The organism is Sorangium sp. So ce426, from assembly GCF_051475585.1.
GTDB classification, from domain to species: Bacteria; Myxococcota_A; Polyangia; order Polyangiales; family Polyangiaceae; genus Sorangium; species Sorangium cellulosum_B.
In genome coordinates, this window is sequence record NZ_CP150341.1 from 11,933,920 (window position 1) to 11,959,241 (window position 25,322).

A 25,322-nucleotide genomic window follows, 5' to 3' on the forward strand; every position below is an offset into this window, starting at 1 on the left:
ACGGGCCAAGACAAAACAGCTCGCCAGGCACCGTCCCCGCGGGGCTTGACACGGGCGAAAGTTCCAAGGTTTCCTATCCGAGGTGACTCAGGTCGAGTTCGTGAAGCCCGTTGCCTGAGACCGGCGTCACGGCGCTTAGCGCCCAAGGCCGAGCTCATTGAGCCCAGGAACCAGTGCACCGATCCACTGCCGAGACCGTGCTCGGACCCATGGACGTGTCTGCGAAATGATGAGTAATTTCGATTGTTTGTCGTGGATGTTGGACCCGGCGAAGCAGGCGGTTTAGGATCGAGTGGCCATGGCGGACAAAGACTTCAAATACGTACTCAGGGATTTGCTTCCCGGCTGTGAACTCCCCTCAGGCTGCCCCTATCAGCCCTCATCGCGTGCGGAGCAGTTCCGCTTCTTGCCGACAAATTCGCAGCGGTGCGTTTGATTCCTCGCCGCGGCTCCCACTACTTAACTCTGCTCTGGAGGTGAGTTTCAATGGTCGAAGTCGAAGGGCTCGCACTCGGGGCCGCGGGGGTCTATGTGGGAGTGAAAGCAGTAGACAAGCTTATCGAAGTCGTAGCTTCTGGGATCGGAGCCATTACGGCGCCGTGGCGGTTGAAGCAGATGGCTGCTGCCGAGGTGGAGGCGCAAGCGATTAGAGCCAGCGGTCAGATTCGGTTGAAGTTGATGGAGGTCGAAGGTGAGCGGCAGCTGGCAGAATTGCGTGCTGCGATGGTATCTAAGTCGCTCCCGTCTTTGGGTGAAGATTCGAACGTTCAAGAAGTTCCAGTGTATGAGGGTGAGCTGATTGAGTCCGACGTGTCTGGTTTGCCGCCGCTGACCGCGAGAGCGGAGGCGAGGTTTAGATACCAAGAGGCAAAACGGCAGTTCAATGTCGAACAGATCGTTGCTGTTGCCTACAACGAGATTCCGTCTGAAGTGTCTTCTCAGCCGGTTGATGATGACTGGGTTGCGCGTTTCTTTGAGGGGGCTAAGGATGTCTCCAATGAGGAGATGCGGAAGCTGTGGGGAAAGCTGCTTGCTGGGGAGGTTGCGGCGCCGGGCTGCTACTCTGTAAGAACGCTTGATGTTCTCCGTAACCTCTCGCCGGTGGAGGCAAGGCTCTTTGAAAAGGCCTGTTCTCGAGCTTTTGATGAGGATGTGATTCTTTCTGATGAATCGGTTTCTGGGCTAAGTGTAGAAGAGACAATGGTGCTGGTAGACTGTGGCCTTCTTCAGTCGGGGCTTGCCTGGTGCTTTGAGGATGAAGAGGCGGTCGGGTACTGTGACAAGCAAATTCTCTTCCGGAGACGCGTCGCGGGTTCTCGTGGGGTCGGTGCGTGTCGTCTCTCTCGCGCAGCCCAAGAGCTTCGACGCTTGCTTTCGCTACAGCCCGATGCTGAGTTCCTCAAAGCGTTAGAACTGTTGGCCAGGGACAGCGGTCTTACCATGACGGTCGTCGATAAGGTGGCGACGAATCATAGCGTGGCGACAGGATTTTGATGAGCCATCGACATGCTCGAAATTCAGCCGCTTCGGAGCAGCTTCGAGCTATAGGATGGAGTGACTGGTCAGCGGTGTGACACTAGTGCTCACATATGACTCTGTTGAACCAGTCGGACCACGACCCGCCCCCGTCATGGCGAGCGCGCGCCGCCGTCGTCGAGGCACGGCTGCGCCCGGAGCACGCCGCTCCAGCCCCGTGACGGGGCAAGCGGGCGTCTGATGGGTTAAAAACGGCTCGCCAGGCGCCGTCCCCGCGCGGCTTGACACGGGCGAAAGTTCTACGGCTTCCTATCCGCATAACGCTGAGCTTGACGACGCGGTCCTCACGGCCTGTCGCCAGGACGCCGCTGTCGTGGGCTACCCCGCCCGCCCCTACGAGCATCAGCGGGACCCGCGACGCCCCCCACGTGGTCGTCGCGTTCGTCTAGACTCGGCGCATGGTCGAACCGCTGGCGGAGGTCCGTCGACTCGGAAGCCTGAGCTTCGCGAAGCGGGGGCGGGCGCTTGCCCTGCTCGCCCGCGGCTGGGATCAGGCCACGGCCGATTCAGTCATGGCTGCGCTGGATGGGGGCGACGCCGACGAGCGGCGGCTGGCGCTCGACCTGGCGACCTATCGCCGGGACGTGGCGCGCATCGAGGAGGCGCTACGCGACCCCATGATGCGCCGGGCCGCGCTTTCCTCGGCGCGCCGGGTGCCGGTGTCGGACGAAGCGCTGCTCCAGGTATTGCGCGAGGGGAATCGCCGCGAGGCCCGCGGGGTGGTCCTGATCATGCAAAGGCACCGCCTCGTCGCCCAGGCGACGGCGGTCATTCCCCTGGTCATCTCCAGGCATGGTGTGGGGCTCGCGACACGCCTCTTCGCGACATGCGATCTCGACACGCTGGAACATCACGCGACCGAGCACGAGGCCGCGTGGCGCGAGCTCTTGACGCGCGCGCCGGAGCGGGGCCTTCGCGTGGCGCTGGCGACGAGGCGCAAGATCACGGCGGACGAGGCCACGCTGTTCTGCACCCGATATCCCAGGGAGGCCCTGGCGCTGCTCGTGCGGCGGGATGCCTTGGATGGGAGGGCGATCCACGCCCTTCTGATGGCTTGCCCGGCCGGGCTGCTCGAGGTCCTGCGCCGGAACGACTGGACTGTCTCGCTCGCGAGCGGTCCGCTTCCCTCCGGATCGCCGCCGATCTCGACGCTGCCGGCCGAGGAGGTGCTGGAGCTCCGGAGCCGGTGCAAGCCCCTCGACGCCTCCGCCGATCCGCTCTTCCGCTTCCTGCCCCTCACCGAGCGCGAACGTCTCCTTGGCGCCGAGCTGGAACAGGCCGCCACGGCCGCATGGTTGCCCCGCCCTGGCATGGAGGCGCGGCTGGCCACGATGCCACCGGCGAGCGTCACGCGGCTCACGGCGGCGGCCCTGAGTCCTCCCGTCGATCCGGACACCCGGCGCAAGCGGCTTCGGGCCCTCGAGAAGCACCTCGACCTCGCCCAGCTGCGATCCGAGCACGAGGCGCTGGGCGTGGCCAGCGACCGGGGCGAGCGCGCGACGCGGATGGTTGCGCTTGTGCGTTCGCTCCGCCGCGGCGCCGACCCGGCGACCTGCGCGTCCGTCCTCGCCGAGGTGGAGCCGGCATGGCATGGCGCCAGGCGCCATCTGGTCATGGCCGAGCTGGCCCAGCTGTCCGATCGCCAGGTCTCGGAGATCCCCGTGCAGACGTACAGGGACGCTCTGCTCACCACCGTGCAGTCGCGCGATTCGAACGCAACCACCCTGGCCCACGCCGAGCGGGCCGTGCACAAGGCCATCGGCGAAGCGATCCTCCGGGACAGCATCACACGCGCGGCGCAGCTGCTCGGGCTCCTGGTTCAGATTCGCCTGGACCCCCGGGTGCGCTGGCGCGCCGACAAGGCGCCGGCGCCTGGTCATAAGCCGCCGTCCATGGAGGTTCTGCCGAGCCCGCTGCGCATCACCGAAGGTGTCGCCGCCCAGCTCCATGCGGCCTACGAGGGCGTGCGCCTCGACGGCACCACACCCATGCTGGGACCGGTGGCGGTCGGTCGCTACGAGCCCGAGGCGGAGCGGCTCATCGTGGACCTGCTCCTCGGAAGAGCACCGAAGGCGCCGCGGCCTCCGCGCAAGCCCGCCACGTGCGGCGGGCCGCTGGACGAGGTGATGGGGTACGTCCCGGAGATCAGCTTGAAGGAGACTGCCCTTGTCGACGAGCTGCTGGATCGGGACGACACGACCGATCCCCACAAGACCGATCTGGTGGCGGCGATCTCACGATCGGCCCCCGGGCGGTGGACGCCCTCCCAGCGCAGGCGCTTCACGCAGCATCTCCTGCGGGTGGCGCGGGACGCCAGCCTCGATCTCTCGAGGCGCGTCAAGGCCATTGGCCGGGTCGAGGACGCGCCGCTGCTGCTCGAGCTGCTGCCGGGATCGGCCGGGCCGGTCGCCGCCGCGATCCTGGCGCGGTGCGCCCGCATCGCCCCGCCGACCGCCGAGCTCCGTCGGCTGTTCCTGGAGCGCGCGCGAAGATCCGGCGTGGTGGGGCGCGCGGCGATGAGCGCCCTCAACGTGCTTTCCGAGCGCATGCCCGGCCCGTTCGATCTGGCGCCGTACCGTGAGCTGCTGCTGTCGAAGGGCTGCGCGGTGGTCAACCGCAAGAACGCCGCCGGCAGGGTCTCGGCCGCTGCGACCGTGGAGGCGCGCGACCTCCTGATGGAGGCGTGGCGGTCCGAGGACCTGCACCCCAGCATCCGGCCGGACATCCTGGCGGGGCTACTGCGCTTCGTCGACCAGGCCGACGTCCGACAGGTGCTGATCGACGGCATCACGACGGTGCCGGAACCGTGGCCGCTGCTCAACCCCGGGTCGAGGCTCCTGTTTCCAAACGAGTCGCAGGCGCGACCCGCGGTCGCTCGCGGCTTCGTGGCCCTGGCCGAGGCGCTGGTCGAATGCGGCGACGAGCGCATCGCTTCCACGGCAGCGGGCGTCTGCATTGCCCAGCATGACCTGTGCTCGGAAGGGCTCGGTCTGGCCACAAGGCTCCTCGCCGAGGCGCGCACCTCCGGCCGCGTCCTGGTCCAGACGGTCGACTCCTTGAGCCGCCTTCCCGACGACGCCGGATTACCCTACTGGCAGGCGGCGCTGGCCCGGCTCGTCGCCGCGGCGAGCGGCGGCCAGACCTGGGCCGCGGCCCGGCTGGCGCGGCTCGCGCCCAGGCCACGGGCGTTCCGGATCGCGCTCGGCCTGGCCCAGAAGGCTGCTGGCCTGCGCCTCATCGCCGCCGCTTCGCTGAAGGAGATCCTCGACGTCGATCTCGTCGAGGTCAGGTTCGCCGCGGAGCTATGGTCGGAGTATCTGGCCCTGGTGGACGAACAGCCCGCGCGTCGGAGCCCCTCCACCGGCAAGCTGAAGGACTCCGGGCTCGCCGCCTCGCTGATCGATTGGCTCATCCAGCATGGCGGGCTGGCGGCCGCGCTGTCGGCCGCCGAGCTGTCGCTGCAGGTCGAGAAGCAACTCCGAGACACCCCCGCATGGCGCGCTCGGCTCGACGCCATCCGCGCGATGCACGCTGACGCCGCCGAGCGCTTGCTGCTGGCGGACACCTAGCTTCGATTCGCGCGGCCGGCGCCGGCGTGGTCTGCGGGACGGGGGTTGCGTCTCGTTAGCGTCTCGTTAGCGTCTCGTTACCAGCGACGGACGCAACCCCGGTTGCCAATTGACGCGCGGCTGCGGTCGGCGTTCCATGAGCCATGGCCCAATCCGCTCCCAACCCGTATCAACCGCCGACCGCGCTCGAGCCGATGGCTGACTCGGAGCGAGCCGACGAACGCAGCGCGTCGCGCATGTCGCGCTTCTGGGCGGCGATGATCGACGGGGTTCTGGCCCTTATCATCATCGTCCCGCTGCAGTATTTTGCTGGCGTCTATCGCGACTTTCCGAAGGTCGCCGAGCAGCCGTTTCCGCAGTCGTTGTTGTGGGCGCTGGCGGGGTTCGCGATCACCCTGGCGCTGCACGGCGCGTTCCTCGCCCGCAGCGCGCAGACCATCGGCAAGAAGGCGCTGGGCATACAGATCGTCAACGCCAGCGACGGCAAGCGCGCGGCCTTCGGCACGATCGTCTTGCGGCGGCTCCTGCCGATGTCGGTCGTGGCTCTGATCCCGTACGTGGGCGGCGTCCTCAGCCTCGTCAACGTGGTGTTCATCTTTCGCAAGGATCGGCGCTGCGTGCATGATCACATCGCGGGCACACGCGTCGTGAAGCTGGACCGAAGCGAGTAGGCCCGAGCGGCATACGAGCGAGCGGCGGGCGTGCAGCGCGCCGGATCGGCCCTGCTCTACGCGATCTCTGTGCGATCTCTACCGCTTCGCGAGCAGCGCCTCGATTCGGGACGGATCGACGCCGTAGATCTCCGCGAGCCGCGGGACGCGGTCCGACGCCGGAAAGGCCAGCGCGCGCCGCAGCGGCTCGTGAGGATGGTGCTCGATCACCCAACCCCCGAGCTGCCGGCGGACCTCCGCTTCGCATATGCCCTCCACGACCTCGACGCCCCCTTCGCGCAGGATGCGAACGCCTTCGCCGTCGACGCGCGGGTTCGGGTCGTTCATCCCGATCACGACGCGGGCCACGCCGCGCTCGACGATCGATCGCGAGCACGCCGGCGTGCGGCCGTGGAACGAGCAGGGCTCGAGGGTCGAATAGAGCGTCGCTCCGACCACGCTGAGCCCGCGCGCGTGCGCCGCGCGTGCCGCGGCGATCTCCGCGTGATCTTCACCCGGCCCCAGGGTATGCCCGCTGCCGAGGAGCTCCCCGGCGGCGCTCACGATCGCGCAGCCGACCCAGGGGTTGTCGCCCGTTCCTCCGCGCGCCCGTTCGGCCTCCTCGATCGCCAGGCGCATCCATTTCTCAAGGTCGTTGCTCATCCTGATCTCGGTCTTGCCCTCGGGCGGCTGCGCGACGGGGAGTCGTTCGCGACGTCGCGCCACGTCGCGTGGGCCGTGCTCATGAAACGCACGTTCACCACGTCATGAGCTGGTCGTGAATCCAGCTGGCCCGCCTGCGGAGAAAGTCCTTGAGCAGGCTGATCTCGGCGTCGTGGGACCCATCGAGAGGCGGGGAATCCGGCCAGCGCGCGAAGTTCCTCTCCACGGCCGGAGCTCCCGCCTTGCGCACCAGGCCGTCCACCATGGCGTCGAGCTCGTCGGGCGCGAGCTCGCCCTGGAGCAGCGCCAAGAATCGTTCCTTGTACCGCGCCTTGAACGCCGGATCGCGGAACAGCGACCCCCACCAGCCCTCGGTGAAGTAGTCGGTCCCGTCGGAGCCCTCGAGCTTCCACTCCTCCGGCTCGAACGCGCGTCCATCGTAGGGCGTTCCGAGGCTCCGGTCGAAGTCCCACACGGGGCCGGCCGAGAGGAGGCCCTGTCGATCTTTGAAGAAGTACGTGCTGATCCGCAGGGCATCGACGTTCTTCGTCAGGGCGCTGATGATGTTGTGGTCGATGAAGGCGTCTTGATCGATGAAGCTCGAATAGTGTTTGCCGCTGCTGGGCTGCTTGAAGTCATCCGCGTCGACGGCCTGACCGAAGTCGTCGATGTAACTGCGGATGTAGTCGAGCTGCGGCCTTCGCGCGGGGGCCAGCATGTCCTCCGGGTCGGGGTACACGAACTGGAGGTCCTGGCCGGCGGCCTTGAAATGATCTTCGCCCTTGTCGATGCGCAAGAGGAAGCCGCCGGTCACGTCCGGCTCCGTGAGATCGTCGGCCGAGAGCTTGGCCACCGGGACACGCGCCTTCCCGCGCTTGATCTTCTCGATCGCCGTGTAGAACCCGAGGAAGCTCTTCTTCGCCACGTCGGCCCCCGAGTCGACGAGGAACACCTCGACGAAGCTCGTGCGCGGCGCGTACCGGCCGATGCGGTTGCTCATCTCGAAGGCGAGCGCGTTGCGGATCAGCGAGCGGTCGAAGCTCACCGGATCGCTGAGCACCCAGTCGGAGTCCGCCGGCATCCCCAGGAACTCCCGGTCGAGATCCGTGTCCAGCGCGTCGTCACGAAATTCGACGGCGTATTGCTTCTTCGGAAACTCGCGAGACGTCGCGCCGCGGACGTGGATGCCGATGCGGCCATCGAAGCTCGCGCGGCCCAGGAGCCTGGTTTGCCCATCCTGGGGCTCGAGCAGCATGAACGTGGCCGGGACGAACTCGGTTTCGAGCGGGTCGAGCTGCTTCGACTCGAAGGTGTGGATCACGATGATCGGCAGCTCCGAGCTGAACTCCGCGCTGTCGGCGGCGACCTTGAAATACGCCTCGCTCGCGATCGGCCCGAGGAGGTCGGCCCCGTCGCCGCCCGCTCCCCCGTCGCTGCCCGCCCCCCCGTTGCCCCCCTCTCCGGAGGGCGCGGCGTGAGGGACGACGGCGAGGGCGCGCACCCGCGTGGACGCGGTGAGCACGAGCGGCTCGACGTAGACCGGCGAGCTCGCGGTGGGCAGCGAGCCGTCGGTCGTGAAGTGCACAACGGCGCGCTCGTTCTCGACCGTGAGCTCCACGGGCTCGGACGTCTGGAAGGTGCCTCCCTTCGGCGTGAACACGACGGCCAGCGACTTCGGGGCAGGCACAGGCGCAGGCACAGGCGCTTTCGCGTCATCGCGCGCCTCGCTGGAGCAGCCCCCGAGCGAGGCCAGCACGAACACCCCCGCGACGCGCAGCGCCGCGAGCTTCGATACGTAGAACATTCCCGCACAGCTTACTCGGGTCGCTCGTGAATTCGAACGAGCGCGTGATGGGCCTCGCGTCCTCCTCGAATCGGGCCGAAATCCATGCAGTCCTGCGTATGTCGGATGGTTCGTGATGAGTAGGTACGATGCCGCGCGGGGCGGGGGCTGCGCGGCGGGGGGCGAACGAGCGCGGCAGCAGCGGGGCCGCGCCCCGGCGCGCTCGAGCGGAGGTCCCGTTTCAGGCGGGCTCGAACGCCTTGCTCGACGCGTACCCGCGGGCGGCGGACCGGATCTTCGCGATCTGCGCCGCGTCGAAGGAGACGGGCGCTCCGGTGCGCGTGTAGCTCATCACGTTGTCGTCGACGCCGCTGTGCCCGAGGCCGAAGAAGTGCCCGAGCTCGTGCGCGAGCACGGTGGGCCGCGCGTTCGCCGCGAGGATGACGAAGCGCCGCTCCGGCGTCGCCCGGTGCCGCCAGTGCACGCCCATCCGGAAGCGCCGCGGATCGTCGACGTCCCGCAGCGACGCGACCACCATCACGTTGATCCGGCGCGCCTCGATCGCCGAGGCGAGCGCGTCCCGGTCCTCGCGCGTCTCGATCCGCGAAAACCGCGGGGCGAGCGCGCGCGAGGCGACCCTGCGCAGCGCCACACCGGCGGGCTCGAACAGCCGGACCGCCTCGGCGACCTGCGCGTCGATCCAGGCGTCGTCGCGCACCGGCTCCCCCGCCTCCTCCTCCGTCACCGCGATCGAGAGGGGAAACGCGGGGAGGGGAGGGGGCACGCGCCCCGCCGCGCGGGCCAGGCCCGGGGCGAGCGCGCCGGCGGAGAACAGGCCGGCTGCGGCGATCACGGCGCGGCGGGACATCATGGACAAGGCCCTATACCATCACCGGCCGACGATCGCGACGCCGTGCGAGGGAGATCCGCGCGAAGCGCGTGACCGTGAGGCACGTTCCAGATAGGCTCTCCTTCGCTCGCGTGGTACTCGGCTGGAGCACGGTCCTGCGCGATGCGAACAGCGGCGCGCTCCGGAGGTCATCGATGTTGAACACAGGGGTTGTCGTGCTCGGCGCCCGCCTGCGGCGAGAGCGACGAGAAGAGGCAGCGGCGCTGCCCGAAGCCGCGTCCGGCGACGGCGGCGCGGCGCATCGAGGCTAGCGGGAGCATCGATGGCACTCCCCTCGACGCGAATGGACTTCCGCATCGACCTCTCGCACGTCGATCGCGGCCGCGAGGCGAGCGAGCGGGTGATCGTCGCCCGCCACCCGTCGGAGAGCGCCGAGCACGTCATGCTGCGGGTGCTCGCGTATTGCCTCTTTCACGAGGAGGGCCTCGCCTTCGGCCCAGGGCTCTGCGACGCCGAGGCGGCAGACCTCTGGACCCGCGATCCCGCGGGCCGCGTCCTCACGTGGATCGAGTGCGGCGCGGCGCCGTTCGAGAAGCTCAAGAGAGTCGTGCAGCACAACCCGGGCGTGGCCGTTCACGCGCTCTTTTCGGACGCGCGCCGGCGCGACGAGCTCGTGTCCGGCGCGCGTGAGGCCGCCTCGCGCGCGAGCAAGGTCACCGGCGCGATCTCGCTCTCCACCGTCGACCACCGCCTCGTCGCCGCGCTCGCGGAGAACACGGGGTTGCGGCGCAAATGGGCGGTCACGATCGTGGGCGATCACCTCTATATCGAGGCCGACGGCAGCACGCTCGACGGTGAGGTCGTCCGCTCGCGGCTCGAAGAGCCGTGATGGCGTCGAGGCAAGAGGCCAGGCTTTGCCCTCCGGAGCGCTCGGCTGCTCTCGCAGGCGCACGGCACGTCGGCAGCCCGCCTCACCTCGCCCACGCCGCGCCGGTCGGAAACTCGAACTGATCGAGCGACGCGGGTCGCATGGTGGTGCTGTACCCCGGCGCGGTGGGCGGCATGTACCGGCCGGCCTGGACGACGACCGGATCGACGAAGTGCTCGTGGAGGTGATCCACATGCTCCAGGATGCGATCCTCGAGCGACGCGCTCACGCAGATGTAGTCGAAGAGCGAGATGTGCTGCATGATCTCCGAGAGGCCGACCCCGCCGGTGTGAGGGCAGACCGGGACGCCGAACTTGGCCGCCATGAGCAGCACGGCGAGCACCTCGTTGACGCCGCCCAGCCGGGCGCCGTCCGCCTGGCAGAACCGGATCGCGTCCGCCTGGAACATCTGCTTGAACATGACGCGATTGTGGGTGTGCTCCCCCGTCGCCACGCCGATCGGCGCGATCGCCCTGGCGATCGCGGCGTGGCCGAGGATGTCGTCGGGGCTCGTGGGCTCCTCGATCCACCACGGATCGAACGCGGCGAGGCGCCGCATGCTGGCGATGGCCTGGCCGACGTCCCACACCTGGTTGGCATCCATCATGAGCCGGCGCTGCGCCCCGATCTCCTCCCGGATGATCTGCGCCCGGCGGACGTCGTCATCGATGCTCGCGCCGACCTTGATCTTGAAATGGGAGAAGCCGCGCGCGAGCGCCTCGCGGCATAACTGGCGCAGCTTGTCGTCGGAATAGCCGATCCACCCTGCCGAGGTCGTGTAGGCCGGAAAGCCGTGCTGCCGCATCTCGTCTTCCCGCGCCGCGCGGGTGGGCGCGTTCCGGCGGAGGATCTCGAGCGCCTCCTCGGGGCTCAGCACGTCCGTGATGTAGCGGAAGCTGACGCAGCGGACGAGCTCCTCCGGGGTCATGTCCACGAGCAGCTTCCAGAGCGGTTTGCCCGCGGTCTTCGCCCACAGATCCCAGGCGGCGTTGACGACGGCGGCCGTCGCCAGGTGGATGATCCCCTTCTCCGGGCCGACCCAGCGGAGCTGGCTGTCGCCGGTGATCTCGTCCCAGAAAGCGCCCATGTCGGCCGTCATGGCGTCGACGCGCCTGCCCACGAGCAGGGGGCGGAGCGCGTCGATCGCCGCCACGCAGAGCTCGTTGCCACGGCCGATCGTGAAGGTCAGGCCATGCCCCGCGATCCGCTCCGGGCCATCGGTCTCGAGCACGACGTAGGCCGCCGAGTAGTCCGGCCTCGGGTTCATGGCGTCCGAGCCGGCGAGAGAGCGCGAGGTCGGAAAGCGGATGTCGCGGGCGATGACATCGGTGATGCACACGGACATGGGGTCCCCCTTCGTGTGAGCTACGCCGGACAGCGGGCATAGCCTCGTGTGTCAGATGCCGATGGAGCCCAGCCGAGCACGACCCCACACCCCTGATCGACCGGCTCGTGCGGCAGGCGCACGCGCCGCGTACGGCGGATCCGGGCGATCGGCGGAGGCTGCGGCTGGGACGGAGATGCGCCGCGTCATCCACAATCCGCGGCCGAAGCCGGAGACGTGCTTCGTCGAGGCCAGCCGGGGGCCGGAGCGGCGGGCCGGCTCGTGTCCCGTGACTGTCACGTGACACTGTCACGCGACAGCGGGCCGTCGCACCGTGACATCGCGCCACCTCACGCCCGCCCTCGCGACAGAAGCCGGCCGAGAGACATGGTCGCGCTTGCAGAGCCGGCGGGCATGAGCATTGCCATGCCTGCCTGGCACCCGGTGCACGCCCGACACGCGGGCCGGCGTCAAACGGGACGGCGACAGGCACGTCATGCAGCACGCCCCCTGAATGCCCTCCATCGTGGATCTGCCGACTTCCATCTTGGTTCAATCTTCGGGCATCAGCGAGAGAATCTTATGAAACGTGGACGATGGGTCGCCGCCTTAGCATTGATATGCAGCTGCGATGGCACGATTCGGATCGGTCGACGTCGAGGCTGCGGACCTCGACGCCGATGAGGACCTGGATCTGGTGTTCGCCCCCGCAGGCGGAGATCAGACTGTCCTGCTCTCGAACAACGGGACCGGGTACTTCGCCGACGTGACGGCGAGCCGGATCAGCGCGCACGCCTACGACGCCGACGCTCGCGAGGTCGAGCTCGGCGACTTCGACACGGACGGCGACGTGGACATCGTCATGCTGCGGGGCAACATCCCCTCGATGTTGTCGCGCAAGCACTCGCTGTACAGGAACGCCGGCGGCTACTTCGACCAGATCGACGCCCCCTGGCTCACCCAGACCCTCCTCTTGACGGCCGACGGAGACGTCGGCGACATGGATGGCGACGGGGACCTGGATCTCATGCTGGGGAATTATAGCCAGGCGAATCAGCTCCTGCTCAACACGACGGTGCCCTGAGCGAGAGGCTGTCGGGGAGAAGGCATCATCGGAACGCGGCGTCCGCAAGGTCGATCCTGCTGGTTCCCGCACCTGCCGATCGAGGTCGCGCAACCGGACCCGTCGGAGTCGCTCCGCCGTCGTCTGGCGAGGGGGGCACCGTGCTCGCGCACCGCCAGGCGCTTATGGGCAGATTTCGAGTCATACCTCGCGCGCCGTGCTTCACTCCGGTTCGCGCCGAAGCCGGTGCCAACGGTCACGCACGATGCGAAGAGGCAAATGAAGACGGCGTCCTGAATCATGCGTTGCCGGTCATGAAGCCATGCGAAACGCCGTAGCAACGTGGGGGCTGCACCCATGTCACTTGCGCCGGTGGCTCGGCCGCGCTATTCGGTGTCCGCTGTTTCACCCGCGCGCGCACCGCAGAGCTCGCGCTTCGACCGAGGAGAGCTAGAGATGAAGATCAAGAGGAACGGTTCGGCGGCCTGGCAAGGTGGAATCAAGGATGGCAAGGGATCCATCTCCACCGAGAGCGGCGCGCTCAAGGACTATCCCTACGGGTTCGCCAGCCGCTTCGAAGGGCAGCGTGGCAGCAACCCCGAAGAGCTGATCGGCGCCGCCCATGCCAGCTGCTTCACGATGGCTCTGTCCCTGATCCTGGGCGAAGCCAAGCTCACCGCCGAACAGATGAACACCTCGGCGCAGGTCACGCTGGAGCAGGTGGAAGGGGGCTTCGCCATCACCGCCGTTCATCTGACGTTGAAGGCCAAGATCCCGGGCGCGGATCAGGCGACGTTCGAGAAGCTCACCGGCATGGCCAAGGCCGGGTGTCCGGTGTCCAAGCTGTTCAATGCCGAGATCACCCTCGATGCGACGTTGATCGAGTGAGAGGTCGGTGAGGGGGTGTGATTGCCAGGGAGCGGGCCTTGCGAGACCGGAGGCCGCTCCCAGGCGGGATCGCCGTGCTCGCCTGGGACCGCGAGATGCCCGACAGCAAGGTCAGTATCGGGAGCAGCTCCTGGCCGATGACCTCTTCGAGCTTGTAGCCGATGATCTGCTCGCAGGTCGTGTTCGTGTACACCACCCGCCCGTCGGGTGTGAGCCGCGAGATGAGCGCAGGCGCGCGGTGCACGATCTGCTCGTACTCGTCCCGCTCCTACCGGACTTGCGCGAGCTGGTGCTCGAGCTCCGCCACCCGGACTTGCAGCTCGGCGACCTCGGTGTCAACCTCGGCTCTGGTCATCGCTTGGATATCCTCACGGCGTGAGGATAGGCCACGCTCCGCGGTCCAAAGTTCCGCCTATAAAAACCAGCAGATCCAACGAGCTCACTCGACTATGCAACATTGTCTACGCCATGCTGGCACCGCGCCGCTCAGGGGCGGAACTCGGAGCCAGGGACGACCTGGAGGGATGTGCGGAGGGAGTTGAGCGGGGAGTGATCCCCCAGCGAGCACGGCAGGGGCAGCCACGAGAAGAGGGGGAGCTGGTCCTTGAGCCAGGCGATGGCCCCCAGCGCTAGCGCCGCTGTCCCTGCGAGGGCTTGCTCGCTGCCGATAAGCAGCCCGTTCGCGCTCGTCTGCGTGCGCTGCAAAGCCCAGCCGGTGTCGAGCGGCGGCGCGGTGTAGAGCTGCCCGGAGTGCGCGAACTTCCCCATCCTGATCGGCGGGAACTGGGGTACAGCGTCGCGCCGGTAGACGTGCCGGAAAAGCTTCTCTCCGAACCGATCGTCGCACGTCTGCGCGAACACCGCATCGCCAACCATGGGCTGGCCGAAGGTGTAGATACCGCGGACCTTCCTCTGGAGGGGAGCGAGGAGGGGATCCCGGTGGATCTCCGCGGCGGCCAGGACCGCGAGTGCGCCGCCCAGGCTGTGCCCGCCGATGCGCCGCTGCGCTGGCGCAAGGGGCGCCTGGCGGCGCGGGCGGACCTGACGTGCCGGGCGTGAGCGCCTGCGTTCGTGCTGCGCCGGCGGTCACATTCCGGGGGGCTGCCTTGTCCTCGTAGCGGACCCCACCGGGAGAGGACATGAAGAGACTGCTCAGAATCGATGCAAGCGCCCGTACGCAAGGGTCGATCTCGCGGAGCGTGGCGGACTATTTCCAGGTACGCTGGACAGAATCGAATCCGGGCGGCCGCGTCATCGTTCGCGACCTCGCCCGGTATCCGGTGCCACACCTCGACGCCGCGACCATCGCTGCGTTTCTCGCGCCCCCGCCGCCTTCCGGGGGGCCGCCGCCCGAGGGCCTCGTGCTGTCCGACGCCTTGATCGATGAGCTGAGCTCGGCCGATCACTTGCTGATCAGCAGCCCGCTGTACAACCTCACGCTGCCATCGACCCTCAAGGCCTACTTCGATCACGTCATCCGCAATGACCGGACGTTTGCACAGGTAGAAGGGCGCTACGTGGGGCTCCTCAACAGCAAGTCGGCGTCCGTCGTGACGGCGCGCGGCGGCGTCGCCTCGCCCGCCGCCGAGGACGAGCTTCAGACCCGCACGCTGCGGGCGATGCTGGCCTTCATCGGCGTCACGAAGGTCGACGTGATCTCGCTGGATGGGATGAGCGGAGACGAGGCCTCTCGGTCGCGTCGCGTCGCGCGCGCGCGGGCCGAGATCGACGATCTCTTCGCCTCTCCTGGAGAGCCGGTGTGGCTCGGGCCGTTCACCGAGCAAGATCGCCGGGAGATCGGCGGGCTGCGTGCCGCGCAGGCTGCTGCCATCCAGCGGGGCGACGCGGAGGCCTACGCGGCGCTTTGCGCCGACGACATCCAGCTCCTGATCCCGGGGCACGAGGTCGTCTCCGGCCGCGAGCGGTTCCTCGCGTGCGAAGCGGAGCTCTTCCGGAGCGCGAGCTTCGCGTCGTTCAGGAAGACGCCGGAGCGGATCGAGCGGAGCGGCGACCTGGCCGTCGAGGTGGGCCGGCAAGAGGTGGCCATGCGGCGCGGCGGGGCCGCGGGCGTCTTCGCCGCGCGGCAGAAGTACACGCATGTCTTCCGGCGGACGGCGCAGGGCTGGCGCTTCGCCGTGCTGATGTCCAACGCCATCGAGTAACCGTCATGGATCACCGAACGCGTCTCTTCGAGAGCCACCGCCCCCTCCTCGAGGGGCTCGCTTACCGGATGCTCGGCACGCGCGCCGACGCGCTCGACATCGTGCAGGAGACGTTCTTGAAGTGGAGCCAGACAGACATCGACCCGATCCGCGACCCGCGTGCGTGGCTCGTCACGGTGTGCAGCCGCATCGCGCTGAACACGCTGCAATCGGCGCGTTCCCGGAGAGAGACGTACGTGGGCACCTGGCTGCCGGAGCCGTTGATGGAGGAGTCGCGGAGCCCTGACGAGGAGCCGCAGATCGACGAGACCGTCTCGGTGGCGTTGATGCACGCCCTCGAGAGGTTGACGCCGAACGAGCGGGCCGCGTTCCTGCTGCACGACGTGTTCGGCTACAGCTTCGACGAGATCTCCACCCTGCTCGGCAAAGAGAGCGCGGCGTGCCGGAAGCTCGCCTCCCGTGCCCGCGCGCGGGTCCGCGACGCGCGGCCGAAGTTCGCGGCGTCGTCCACCGAGCACCAGCGCCTCCTGACCGCGTTCCTGAACGCCGCGCGCGCCGGCCGGATCGACGAGCTCCGCAGCCTGCTCGCGGAGGGCGTGGAGCTCCACGCCGACGGGGGCGGCAAGGCCGAGACGGTGACCCATGTGCTCCGCGGCGCGGACGCGGTGAGCACCTTCTTCGCCCGCGTCTGGAGCGCCACGGCGCATCCCGATGGCCGCTACCGCTTCGTGGTGCGGTGGTTCAACGGCTCCCCGGGGCTCCTTGTCCACGACGACGGTCGGCTGATCGCCGCCGTGAGCGTGATCGTCGACGAGGGCGTGATTCGAGGGGTCTATGCCCACCGCAACCCGGAGAAGCTCGCAGCCTTCCTCGCTGAGGCGGGCTGAGCGGCGCGGGCCCGGCGAGGGAAAGCAGGCGCGGCGCCCTGCTCTTTTTTCTGGACCCGGCAGTCCAGAACGGTCATGCTCTCCCCGTGGCCCGGCCCAAGGAGTTCGATCGCGACGAGGTGCTCCGGCGCGCCATCCCGGTCTTCTGGGAGAAGGGCTTCGCCGGCACCTCGACCGAGGATCTCGTCCGTGCCATGGGGATCGGCCGACAGAGCCTCTACGACACGTTCGGCGACAAGCGACGGCTGTTCCTCGAGGCGCTCCGCGCCTACAACGCCGACAGCATCGCCTCGGTGATCAAGGCGCTCCGGGCCGGATCGACCGCGCTCGCGGCGCTCGAGCGTGTCCTCATCGACCTCGCCGAGGAGCACGGCACGGCGCGCTCCCGCGGCTGCATGGGCGTGAACGCCGTCTGCGAGCTCGCCCGCGAGGACGACGAGGTGCGCGCGCTCACCGCGACGAGCGTCGCGCTGCTGGAGACCGTGCTCAAGGACGTCATCGACGACGGCAAGGCGAAGGGTGACATCGGCTGCGCGGTCGACAGCCGCGCGGCCGCTCGCTTCCTCGCGACCACGCTCGGCGGGATGAAGGTGCAAGCCAAGGCCGGCGCATCGACCGAAGCCCTCCGCGACGTCGCGGCCTTCGCGGTCCAGAGCCTGCGCCCGCGCTGATCGCGCGGCGGCCGCGCCGGACCGCGCCCTCGCCGCGCGCTATTTTTGACTGATCGTTCAAGTAAAACGAAGCACAGCAGCCAACGACGCAAAGGAGCTCAGCATGAACAACGACATCGGGCCGCTCGCAGGGAAGAAGGCGATCGTCATCGGCGGATCGCGCGGCATCGGCGCGGCCATCGTGAAGCGCCTCGCGCGGGAGGGCGCGGCGGTCGCCTTCACCTACGTGAGCCGGCCGGACCGGGCGCGGGAGCTCGTCGCGGCCGTCGAGTCCGGGGGCGGGCGCGCCATCGCCCTTCAGGCCGACAGCGCCGATGCGAGCGCGCTCGAGCGCGCGATCGCCGAGGGCGCGAGGGCGCTCGGCGGGCTCGACGTCCTCGTGAACAACGCCGGCATCCTGATCTTCGGCAATGCGGACGAATACCGCCTCGAGGACTTCGACAGGATGCTCGCCGTCAACGTGCGCGGCGTGTTCGTCGCCGCCAAGGCCGCGGCGAATCACCTCTCGCGCGGCGGGAAGATCCTCGTCATCGGCAGCAACATCGCCGAGCGCGCGATGCTCGCCGGCTCGGCCGTCTACGGGATGACGAAGGCCGCGGTCGCCCGTCTGGTGCGCGGGCTGGCGCTGGATTTCGCCCCGCGCGGCATCTCGGTCATCAACGTCCAGCCTGGCCCGACGACGACCGACATGATGCCGGCCGACGGCCCGCACGTCGACTGGGTGCGCAACCTGAGCCCCGAGAAGCGCATCGCCGACCCCGACGAGATCGCGCGGTTCGTGACTTACCTGGCCCGGCCCGAGTCGACCTACATCAACGGCGTGAGCCTGACGATCGACGGCGCCTTCTCGGCGTGAGCTGCCAGCGCTGCTCGCAGGGACCTGCCTCGCTTGCTCGGTGAGCCGAAGCCACGCTACGACCGGCGCAGGAACACATCGCATGCGGGGGACGGCCGGAACGTGGGCGCAGGTGCCCGAGATCATCGATTCGAACTGGGCCATTCCGGCCACGGCCCGCGGACGAGCCCCGCGCCCGCGCTGCGCCGCCGCCCGCGCCCGCGCGCCGCTCGTCGCTGTGTGCGCTGCGCTCGCGGCCCTGTCCGTGGCCTGCGGCGGCGGCCAGACGCAGGGCGAGGCGTTCGACCCGCGCTGGAAGGACGACGGCGGCGCGGGCATCGCGGCCTTCCAGCGGCGGTTCGCGGGCAGGCGCATCCCTCTCGGCGCCGACGTGGCGGTCGGCGTCGTCGCCGGCGCGGCCGCGCCCGAGCTCGTCGGGGTGCCGCTCGACGGCGGCCCGGCGTGGACCTTCGTGCACCCGCTCGACGCGCGCCCTGCCGTCGCGGGGAGCGTCGTCGTCGGGCTCGGCCGGGGCGAGCTGTTCGCCCTCGACGCGCGCACCGGGGAGCTGCTCTGGAAGCGGCGCGCCGGCGGCAGGCTCCGCGGCGCGGGCGACGACGGAGAGACCACCGTGGTGTCCCTCGTGTCGACCACCGGCACCAGGAGCGTCGTGCTCGCGGTGAGCCGCGAGGGGCTCGTGCTGCGCCAGATCGAGGACTCCGCCGCCATCGGCGTGCCCGCGGTCGTGGGGCGCTACGCGTTCCTGCCCTGGCAGGGGCGTTACGTCACGGTGTTCGACCTGCAGACCGGCGGCGAGGTGGCGCGGGCGCTGCTCCGCACCGAGGTGAGCCACGCCTTCCTGCTCGGCGGGGTGGTCTTCTTCGGCGGCGAGGCGGCGACGCGGTTCGACGCCTCGATCGGGCTCGGCGCGGCCGGGCGCGCGTCGACCGCGCGGCTGCCGGCGCGCGAGCTGCCCGGGGCGCCGGTCTGGATGACCGCAGGGACCGAGGTGCTCGCGCTGGCCGCCTCGGCCGAGGACAGGGCGCGGCTCTACGCCCGCCCTCGCGCGGCCGGCCCGCCGGGCATCGAGGCGGAGCGCTACGTGGCGACGTACTACCGGGCCGCGGTCGGCCTCGACGCGCGCTCCGGCGCGCTCGCCTGGGCCCACGCCGGCGAGGCCGACTTCCTCGGCGGCGCCGCCTACGCGGGCGGCTTCGCGCTGTGCGACGCGCGCGGCGGGATCACGTTCCTCGAAGCGCAGCGCGGGGCCGTGGCGGGGCGCGCGTCGCTCGGCCGGCCGATCCAGGCGTGTGTGGTGCAGGCCGACGGGCTCACCGTCGCGGCGGCCCCCGCGAGGCCCGCGGAGGCCGCAGCGGCCGGCACGAGGCCGGTGGACGCCGCGATGGCCGGCGCGAGGCGTTCAGGAGCAGGTGAATGAAGCCAAGAGCCGTCATCGCACGCTCTCGGTCCGAGGACACCCCGGCCGACTTGATCCACCGTCGGAGGAGCACGTAGCCTCGACCGCACCCCTCGGGTGCAATACTTCGCGGCGAGCTGGAAGCGCTCTCCACCAGCGACAGCAAAGATTCGAATCACCATGTCCGACGAGCTTGACGCGGTACGCTATGCAGGGAAATGGCGTCTACACTTCGAGAAAAAGGCGGATCACAACAAGGCCGAGGCGTTGATCTGCTTCACCGCCGTCGTTGCATGCACGCTGGTGGCGCCGATATTTGTCATGCTCGGAGAGGGGTTCTGGCTGAGCAAACTGACGCCGTCGCTGCTCTCGCTGCTGGCAGCGGGAATGACGACATGGCTCCAGCTGAGGAAGCCTCAGCAGCTCTGGGCGCTGTACCGCACGTGTCAGCGGCGTATCGAGGATCTGCAGGCGGCGCATTCGTTCGGATTCGCAGGCTTCGAAAGGGCGGCCGACCGCGATCGCCTGCTCGCCAAGCGGGTCGCCGAGATCGTGATGTTCTCCCATGAGCAATGGGTCCCCTTGGTGCCAAGCCCGGAGAACATCGGTGCGCTCACGGAGTCGAGGCTTCGAAGAGCTCCGGACTCCGAGGATGGTAACGTGTAGATAGATCGTCGCGGTTGCGCGACCTCGTCGAGCCCGACGAGCTCCGGCTTCGAGCCGAGCCGGGGCCCGCGCCGGGGAGCTCCTGCGCTGGTTCTCCTCCGCGCGCCGTGTCTATTGCGGTGCCTCTCGCTCCGGCTGCACGATGCATTGCGTGGCGAAGGCGCAGCACGACACGGCGGAGGCGCGGGACGAGGGCCGGGGAGGCGCGGACGCAAGCGCGGAGGTCGACGTCGGGCCGATCGACGTGCTCGTGGTCGTGGCGCTCCAGGACGAGCTCGAGGGGGTGCTCGCGCAGGGCGATGGCGGCGCCGCGGGGTGGCGCGAGCTGCGGGACCTCGGCGGCTTCCGCTACTACCGGCGCGCCTTTCCGAGCGCCCACGGCGGGTCGCTCGCGGTGGCCGCGGCGTGGATCGGCGAGGCGGGCCAGCGCACGGCGGCGATCCGGGGGCAGCAGCTCGTCTCCGAGCTCGATCCTGCGTGCCTCGCGATGTGCGGCATCTGCGCGGGCGACCCCCGCAAGGTGGCGCTCGGCGACGTGATCGTGGCCGACCGGCTCTACAGCTTCGACGAGGGCAAGCGCGTCGCGCCGCCGGGCAAGGAGGCGGAGCTCCTCCACGACCTGCGCACGTTCGATCTCGCGGCCACGTGGAAGATGGACGCCGCCTTCCTCGCGCGCGAGCTCGACCTCGCGGCGCTCTCCCGCGAGCGCCCGCCCTCCCGGGAAGCCCAGCAGCGGTGGCTGCTCGACGCGCTCCACGCGCACGAGGCGGAGGGCGGGCCCTCGCCGGTCTCGCACCCCGACCGGAGGCGCGCCTGTCCTGGGTGGACGGCGCGGCTCAAGGAGGCCGTGAAGGACGGGCTCGCCGCGATGAAGGGCGGCGCGCTGCGCCTCACCGAGGCGGGGCGGGAGAAGGCGCTGGAGGAGCGGCTGCTCCACCCGGACGGTCCGCCGGCCGACCCGCCGCTCTGCGTGCACGTCGGCGCCGTCGCCACGCTCACGGCGGTGGCGCAGGACCCGGGCATCTGGGGCGACCTCCAGCGCGTTGTGCGGGGCACGCTCGGCCTGGAGATGGAGGGCGCGGCGATCGGCGACCTCGCGGGCCGCTGCCAGAAGCGGTCGATCTTCGTGAAGGCGGTGAGCGATCACGCCGACCTCGCCAAGGACGACGGCTTCCGCGCGTTCGCGTGCCGCGCCTCGGCGGCGGTGCTTGTCGCGTTCCTGCAGAAGCACCTCGAGCCGGCGCCGCGGCCGGAGCGCGAGCTGCCGGGGCGGCACGGGCCGGCTGGAGAGGTGGATTGCACCTGGGGAGACGGCGAGCGCGGCGAGCGCGCGTTCGAGGAGCGGCACGACGGCTTCCTCCAGCGGATCGAGCGCGTGGCGCTCCTGCGCGCGCCCGGCGCGACCGTCACGAGGCACCGGACGCCGCCGCCGTTCGCGGGCGTGCTCGAGGTGGCGGCGCGGGACGGAGCGCTCGTCGACCTGCGGGTGATCGGCGCGCTCGACCAGTCGATCACGGAGGAGCTCGTCGCGCGCTACGTGACCGAGGTGGAGCGCCCGTTCCGGGAGCAGGATCCGCTGCTGCGATCGACGCTGATCCACACGGGCCCGAAGGCGCCGCCGGAGCTGGTCCAGCGCGCGTGGCGTCGCGGCGTCGTGCTGAAGAGCTTCTCCGAATACCAGGGGCTCATCGATTTCGGCCGGTACCTCGAACGACAGACGGACCGGCTCGAGGCGGACCCGATCTACCCGCCGTGGCTCTACGTGGAGCAGCCGGCGGTGGTGAGCCTCGGCGACCGAGAAAAGAGCGCGACCGAGAGCGCGCTCGCATCGCTGTGGGAGCTGCTCGACGCGCCCCGCCGGCGCTTCGTGCTGGTGCTCGGCGACTTCGGCGCGGGCAAGACGTTCCTCTTGCATGAGCTCGCGCGGCGGATGGCGAGAGAGAAGCACCCGCTCGTGCCGGTGCTCATCGAGATGAGCCGGCTCGAGAAGCAGCGGTCGCTGAGCGTGCTCGTCGCGCAGCACTTCGCGCTCGCGGACGAGCCGATCGATCCGCGCGCCTTCGGCTACATGCTGGCCGAGGGGCGGATCGCGCTGCTCTTCGACGGCTTCGACGAGCTCGCCCTGCGGCTGACGTACGACCGGGTGCTCGAGCACTTCGAGACCGTGATGCAGGCGGCCGAGGGGATCGCGAAGGTCGTGGTGACCAGCCGGACGCAGCACTTCCTCGATGACCGGCAGATCGAGCAGGAGCTCGCCCGGCGGGCGGAGCAGGTGCAGGGCTACCGGCTCGTGCAGCTGGAGGGGTTCGGGCAGCCGCAGATCCGGCGGTTCCTCGGCAACCTGATCCCCGAGCCCGCGGAGGCCGAGGCCCGGTACAGGCTGCTCCACGAGGTCAGCGATCTGCTCGGGCTCTCGGAGAACCCGCGCATGCTCGGGTTCATCGCGAAGATCGAGGAGAGAAAGCTCCTCGAAGCCAAGGAGGGGACGGGCGAGATCACCGCGGCCAAGCTGTACGAGCTGCTCGTGGAGCAGTGGCTCGACCACGAGCACCGGCGCGCCAACCCGCGGGGAGCGCCGCGCGGCATCTCGCGCGAGGCGCTCCGGGGCGCGATGACCGAGCTCGCGCGGCTGCTGTGGGACCGGCGGGCGCGCGCGGTCGGGATCGCCGAGCTGCCGGAGAGCCTCGTGAAGGGCGTACAGCCGAAGGACGGGCCGCCGCTGGAGCGGGCGATGGTCGAGTTCCTGATCGGCTCGGGATCGCTGCTCGTGCGGGACGCGGAGGGCGCCTTCTCGTTCGTCCACCGCTCGGTCCTGGAGTGGCTCGTGGCCGAGGCGGCGGCGCGGGAGGTGCAGGACACAGGGGACAGCGCGGCGCTCGCGGCCGACGAGATGAGCGAGCTGATGGTGGACTTCTTCGTGTCGCTCGCGGGGCGCGAGCAGGCGGCGGCGTGGGCGGCGCGGGTGCTGCACGGGGCGGCCAAGGGGCACGCGAAGGACAACGGGCTGCGGATCGTGCGCTTGCTGGAGAAGAGCGAGCAGGGGGCGGCGGTCGTCGGGGAGGACGAGATCGAGGTGGTCGAGGGCGTGAACCTGGCCGGCCAGGACCTGAGCGGGCAGAACCTCAACCGCGCGGATCTCCGGAGCGCCAATCTGGCGAGGGCCAACCTCGCGAACGCGGCGCTGGTCGAGGCCAGGCTGGCCGGCGCCTCGCTCCTCTCGGCGCGGCTTGGACGGGCGGATCTGCGCAACGCTTCGCTGATGGGCGCCGATCTCCGGGGCGCGGACCTGTCGTTCGCCCGCCTCGTGGACGCGGATTTGACCGGCGCCGACCTCGCCGGGGCGACGCTGCGCGGCGCCAAGCTGGTCGGCGCCCGGGGGGTGGCCGTCGCGTCGCTCGTGGCGGAAGGGGCGGCGCCACCTCGGCCTTCCGGGGCTGACCTGATGTGGATACCGGTGTCATCGTGCAATGCGGTGGCCTGGAATCCCTCGGGAGATCTCCTCGCGACGGGCCATGGCGACGGCTCGGTCCGGCTCTGGGATGTGGTCTCCGGGCGAGCCATCCGGGGGATAGCCGGACACCTCGGTCCGGTGAACAGCGTGGCGTTCAGCCCCGATGGCCGGACGCTGGCCTCGGGGTCGGATGACTCGAGCGTGATGTTGTGGAAGGTCGAGAGCGGGCGAGCCCTCCGCGTCTTCGAGGGCCATGGCGTCGGGGTGAGGAGCGTCGTGTTCAGCGCTGACGGCCGGACGCTGGCCTCGGGGGCGGGGCGTGCAATGCGCCTGTGGAAGGTCGAGAGCGGGCACGTCCTGCGCGTCTTCGAGGGTCATGGCAACTGGGTGAACAGCGTCGTGTTCAGCCCTGATGGCCGGACGCTCGCTTCGGCGTCGGATGACATGACCGTGAGGTTGTGGGAGGTCGAGAGCGGCCGATCCCTCCGTGTCTTCGAGGGCCACGGCCTGATGGTGACGAGCGTGGCGTTCAGGCCTGATGGCCGGACGCTTGCTTCGGGGTCGCGTGACATGACCGTGAGGTTGTGGGAGGTCGAGAGCGGGCGAGCCCTCCGCGTCCTCGAGGGCCATGGCGCCCGGGTGAACAGCGTTGTCTTCAGTCCTGACGGCCGGACGCTGGCCTCGGGGTCGAATGATACATCCGTGAGGTTGTGGGAGGTCGACAGCGGGCAGGTCCTCCGCGTCTTCGAGAGCCACAGCCATGACGTGATGAGCGTGGCGTTCAGCCCTGATGGCCGGACGCTGGCCCTGGAGCCGAATGATACGACCGTGAGGTTGTGGGAGGTCGACAGCGGTCGAGTCCTTCGCACCCTGGGGGGACATCACAAGGTGGTGACGAGCGTCGCGTTCAGCCCCGGCGGCCGGACGCTGGCCTCGGGGTCGCATGACACGAACGTGAGGTTGTGGGAGGTCGAGAGCGGTCGAGTCCTCCGCGTCTTCGAGAGCCACAGCCATCACGTGGTGAGCGTGGCGTTCAGCCCTGACGGCCGGACGCTGGCCTCGGGGTCGCATGACACGACCGTGAGGTTGTGGGAGGTCGAGGGCGGGCGAGCCCTGAGCACCCTGGGCGGTCATGGCAAGGCGGTGACGAGCGTTGTATTCAGCCCTGATGGCCGGACGCTGGCCTCGGGGTCGCATGACACGACCGTGAGGTTGTGGGAGGTCGAGAGCGGGCGAGCCCTCCGCGTCTTCGAGGGCCATGGCAAGGCGGCGACGAGCGTGGTGTTCAGCCCTGACGGCCGGACGCTGGCCTCGGGGTCGAATGACACGACAACGAAATTGTGGGAGGTCGAGAGCGGCCGAGTCCTCCGCTCCTTCGGGGGTCATGGCAAGGTGGTGACGAGCGTGGCGTTCAGCCCCGATGGCCGGACGCTGGCCTCGGGGTCGAATGACACGACCGTGAGGTTGTGGGAGGTCGAGAGCGGGCGAGCCCTCCGTGTCTTCGAGGACCACGGCAAGGGGGCGACGAGCGTGGCGTTCAGCCCTGACGGCCGAACGCTGGCCTCGGGTTCGTACGATACGATCGTGAGGTTGTGGGAGGCCGGAAGCGGTCGATTCCTCGGCGCTCTCAGGGGCCACACTGCCGCTGTGGCGAGCGTCACCTTCAGCCCTGACGGCACGCTCCTCGCTTCTGCCTCGACCGACGGCACCCTCCGCCTCTGGCGGGTCGCCACCGGCCGATGTCTCGCGATCCTCCTGCCCTGCGCCGAGGGATGGGCCGCCTTCACCCCCGACGGTCGTTACAGGTTCGGCGGCGACATCGCAGGTTCCTTCTGGCACGTGATCGGCCTCTGCCGCTTCGAGCCCGGCGAGCTCGATCCCTACCTGCCGAACCCCCTCCGCATCCCCGACGACGCGCCCCTCATCGCGCTCCGGCCCGCCGGAACGCCGCCCGGGAGCGGCACCGTATAGGCGGACCG

Annotated in this window: 19 protein-coding genes and 2 pseudogenes; 13 read left to right on the top strand and 8 right to left on the bottom strand. The window is 69.5% G+C overall.

The window, feature by feature from the left end; translation table 11 throughout:
• Positions 1 to 486: 486 nt before the first annotated feature.
• From WMF44_RS44845 to WMF44_RS44855, 3 genes are all read left to right on the top strand, one after another.
• A complete protein-coding gene (locus tag WMF44_RS44845) occupies positions 487 to 1,494 on the top strand; it encodes a DUF2806 domain-containing protein (protein WP_437296170.1) in 1,008 nt (335 codons plus the stop codon).
• A gap of 440 nt (positions 1,495 to 1,934) precedes the next feature.
• Positions 1,935 to 5,105 carry a hypothetical protein gene (locus tag WMF44_RS44850; RefSeq protein WP_437296171.1) on the top strand — a complete coding sequence of 1,057 codons (3,171 nt, stop codon included), beginning with the start codon at positions 1,935 to 1,937 and terminating at the stop codon, positions 5,103 to 5,105.
• Positions 5,106 to 5,248: 143 nt separating this feature from the next.
• The gene (locus WMF44_RS44855) at positions 5,249 to 5,776 is read left to right on the top strand and encodes an RDD family protein (protein WP_437296172.1); all 528 of its coding nucleotides are present in this window, start codon (positions 5,249 to 5,251) and stop codon (positions 5,774 to 5,776) included.
• Between the two features lie 78 nt (positions 5,777 to 5,854).
• On the opposite strand, the gene WMF44_RS44860 is transcribed toward WMF44_RS44855, so the two are convergent.
• From WMF44_RS44860 to WMF44_RS44875, 4 genes are all read right to left on the bottom strand, one after another.
• Positions 5,855 to 6,418 (bottom strand): bifunctional diaminohydroxyphosphoribosylaminopyrimidine deaminase/5-amino-6-(5-phosphoribosylamino)uracil reductase RibD, encoded by a 564-nt coding sequence (locus tag WMF44_RS44860; RefSeq protein ID WP_437296173.1) that lies wholly within the window; start codon positions 6,416 to 6,418, stop codon positions 5,855 to 5,857.
• Positions 6,419 to 6,512: 94 nt separating this feature from the next.
• Positions 6,513 to 8,222, bottom strand: a complete 1,710-nt coding sequence (locus tag WMF44_RS44865) for a CotH kinase family protein (protein ID WP_437296174.1) — start codon at positions 8,220 to 8,222, stop codon at positions 6,513 to 6,515.
• A gap of 220 nt (positions 8,223 to 8,442) precedes the next feature.
• Entirely contained in the window at positions 8,443 to 9,072 is a 630-nt protein-coding gene (locus tag WMF44_RS44870) for a hypothetical protein (protein WP_437296175.1), read from the bottom strand.
• A 167-nt stretch (positions 9,073 to 9,239) separates the two neighbouring features.
• Complete coding sequence (locus WMF44_RS44875) at positions 9,240 to 9,371, bottom strand: hypothetical protein (protein WP_437296176.1); 132 nt, start codon at positions 9,369 to 9,371, stop codon at positions 9,240 to 9,242.
• Positions 9,372 to 9,373: 2 nt separating this feature from the next.
• Here WMF44_RS44875 and WMF44_RS44880 point away from each other — a divergent pair, with 2 nt between their 5' ends.
• Positions 9,374 to 9,940, top strand: coding sequence for a YaeQ family protein (locus WMF44_RS44880; protein ID WP_437296177.1), 567 nt, complete (start codon positions 9,374 to 9,376; stop codon positions 9,938 to 9,940).
• An 82-nt stretch (positions 9,941 to 10,022) separates the two neighbouring features.
• Here WMF44_RS44880 and WMF44_RS44885 read toward each other — a convergent pair whose 3' ends face one another.
• On the bottom strand, positions 10,023 to 11,324 hold the full coding sequence (locus WMF44_RS44885; protein WP_437296178.1) for an L-fuconate dehydratase: 1,302 nt from the start codon (positions 11,322 to 11,324) through the stop codon (positions 10,023 to 10,025).
• A 610-nt stretch (positions 11,325 to 11,934) separates the two neighbouring features.
• Between WMF44_RS44885 and WMF44_RS44890 the strand changes: the two genes are divergently transcribed.
• Positions 11,935 to 12,387, top strand: a complete 453-nt coding sequence (locus WMF44_RS44890) for an FG-GAP-like repeat-containing protein (protein ID WP_437296179.1) — start codon at positions 11,935 to 11,937, stop codon at positions 12,385 to 12,387.
• Between the two features lie 435 nt (positions 12,388 to 12,822).
• Positions 12,823 to 13,254: an OsmC family protein gene (locus tag WMF44_RS44895; protein ID WP_437296180.1), complete on the top strand. Its 432-nt coding sequence runs from the start codon at positions 12,823 to 12,825 to the stop codon at positions 13,252 to 13,254.
• Here the strand turns inward: WMF44_RS44895 and WMF44_RS44900 are convergent.
• The 3 genes and pseudogenes from WMF44_RS44900 to WMF44_RS44910 form a co-directional block, all read right to left on the bottom strand.
• A pseudogene (locus WMF44_RS44900) lies at positions 13,226 to 13,504 on the bottom strand (PAS domain-containing protein); the annotation flags it as partial. The gene WMF44_RS44895 and the pseudogene WMF44_RS44900 sit on opposite strands and share 29 nt — an antisense overlap.
• A 236-nt stretch (positions 13,505 to 13,740) precedes the next feature.
• Complete coding sequence (locus tag WMF44_RS44905) at positions 13,741 to 14,022, bottom strand: hypothetical protein (protein WP_437296181.1); 282 nt, start codon at positions 14,020 to 14,022, stop codon at positions 13,741 to 13,743.
• Between the two features lie 60 nt (positions 14,023 to 14,082).
• Positions 14,083 to 14,250: pseudogene (locus WMF44_RS44910) on the bottom strand (lipase family protein); the annotation flags it as partial.
• 143 nt (positions 14,251 to 14,393) lie between these two features.
• Between WMF44_RS44910 and WMF44_RS44915 the strand changes: the two are divergent.
• The 7 genes from WMF44_RS44915 to WMF44_RS44945 all read left to right on the top strand — a co-directional run bounded on the left by WMF44_RS44915 (position 14,394) and on the right by WMF44_RS44945 (position 25,314).
• Positions 14,394 to 15,416 (top strand): NAD(P)H-dependent oxidoreductase, encoded by a 1,023-nt coding sequence (locus tag WMF44_RS44915; protein ID WP_437296182.1) that lies wholly within the window; start codon positions 14,394 to 14,396, stop codon positions 15,414 to 15,416.
• 5 nt (positions 15,417 to 15,421) lie between these two features.
• The gene (gene sigJ, locus WMF44_RS44920; RefSeq protein WP_437296183.1) at positions 15,422 to 16,303 is read left to right on the top strand and encodes an RNA polymerase sigma factor SigJ; all 882 of its coding nucleotides are present in this window, start codon (positions 15,422 to 15,424) and stop codon (positions 16,301 to 16,303) included.
• Positions 16,304 to 16,389: 86 nt separating this feature from the next.
• Complete coding sequence (locus WMF44_RS44925) at positions 16,390 to 16,974, top strand: TetR/AcrR family transcriptional regulator (RefSeq protein ID WP_437296184.1); 585 nt, start codon at positions 16,390 to 16,392, stop codon at positions 16,972 to 16,974.
• Between the two features lie 103 nt (positions 16,975 to 17,077).
• Positions 17,078 to 17,830, top strand: coding sequence for an SDR family oxidoreductase (locus WMF44_RS44930; protein ID WP_437296185.1), 753 nt, complete (start codon positions 17,078 to 17,080; stop codon positions 17,828 to 17,830).
• A gap of 82 nt (positions 17,831 to 17,912) precedes the next feature.
• Entirely contained in the window at positions 17,913 to 19,247 is a 1,335-nt protein-coding gene (locus WMF44_RS44935) for an outer membrane protein assembly factor BamB family protein (RefSeq protein WP_437296186.1), read from the top strand.
• Between the two features lie 159 nt (positions 19,248 to 19,406).
• The gene (locus WMF44_RS44940; RefSeq protein WP_437296187.1) at positions 19,407 to 19,892 is read left to right on the top strand and encodes an SLATT domain-containing protein; all 486 of its coding nucleotides are present in this window, start codon (positions 19,407 to 19,409) and stop codon (positions 19,890 to 19,892) included.
• A gap of 151 nt (positions 19,893 to 20,043) precedes the next feature.
• A complete protein-coding gene (locus tag WMF44_RS44945) occupies positions 20,044 to 25,314 on the top strand; it encodes a pentapeptide repeat-containing protein (RefSeq protein WP_437296188.1) in 5,271 nt (1,756 codons plus the stop codon).
• Positions 25,315 to 25,322 lie beyond the last annotated feature (8 nt).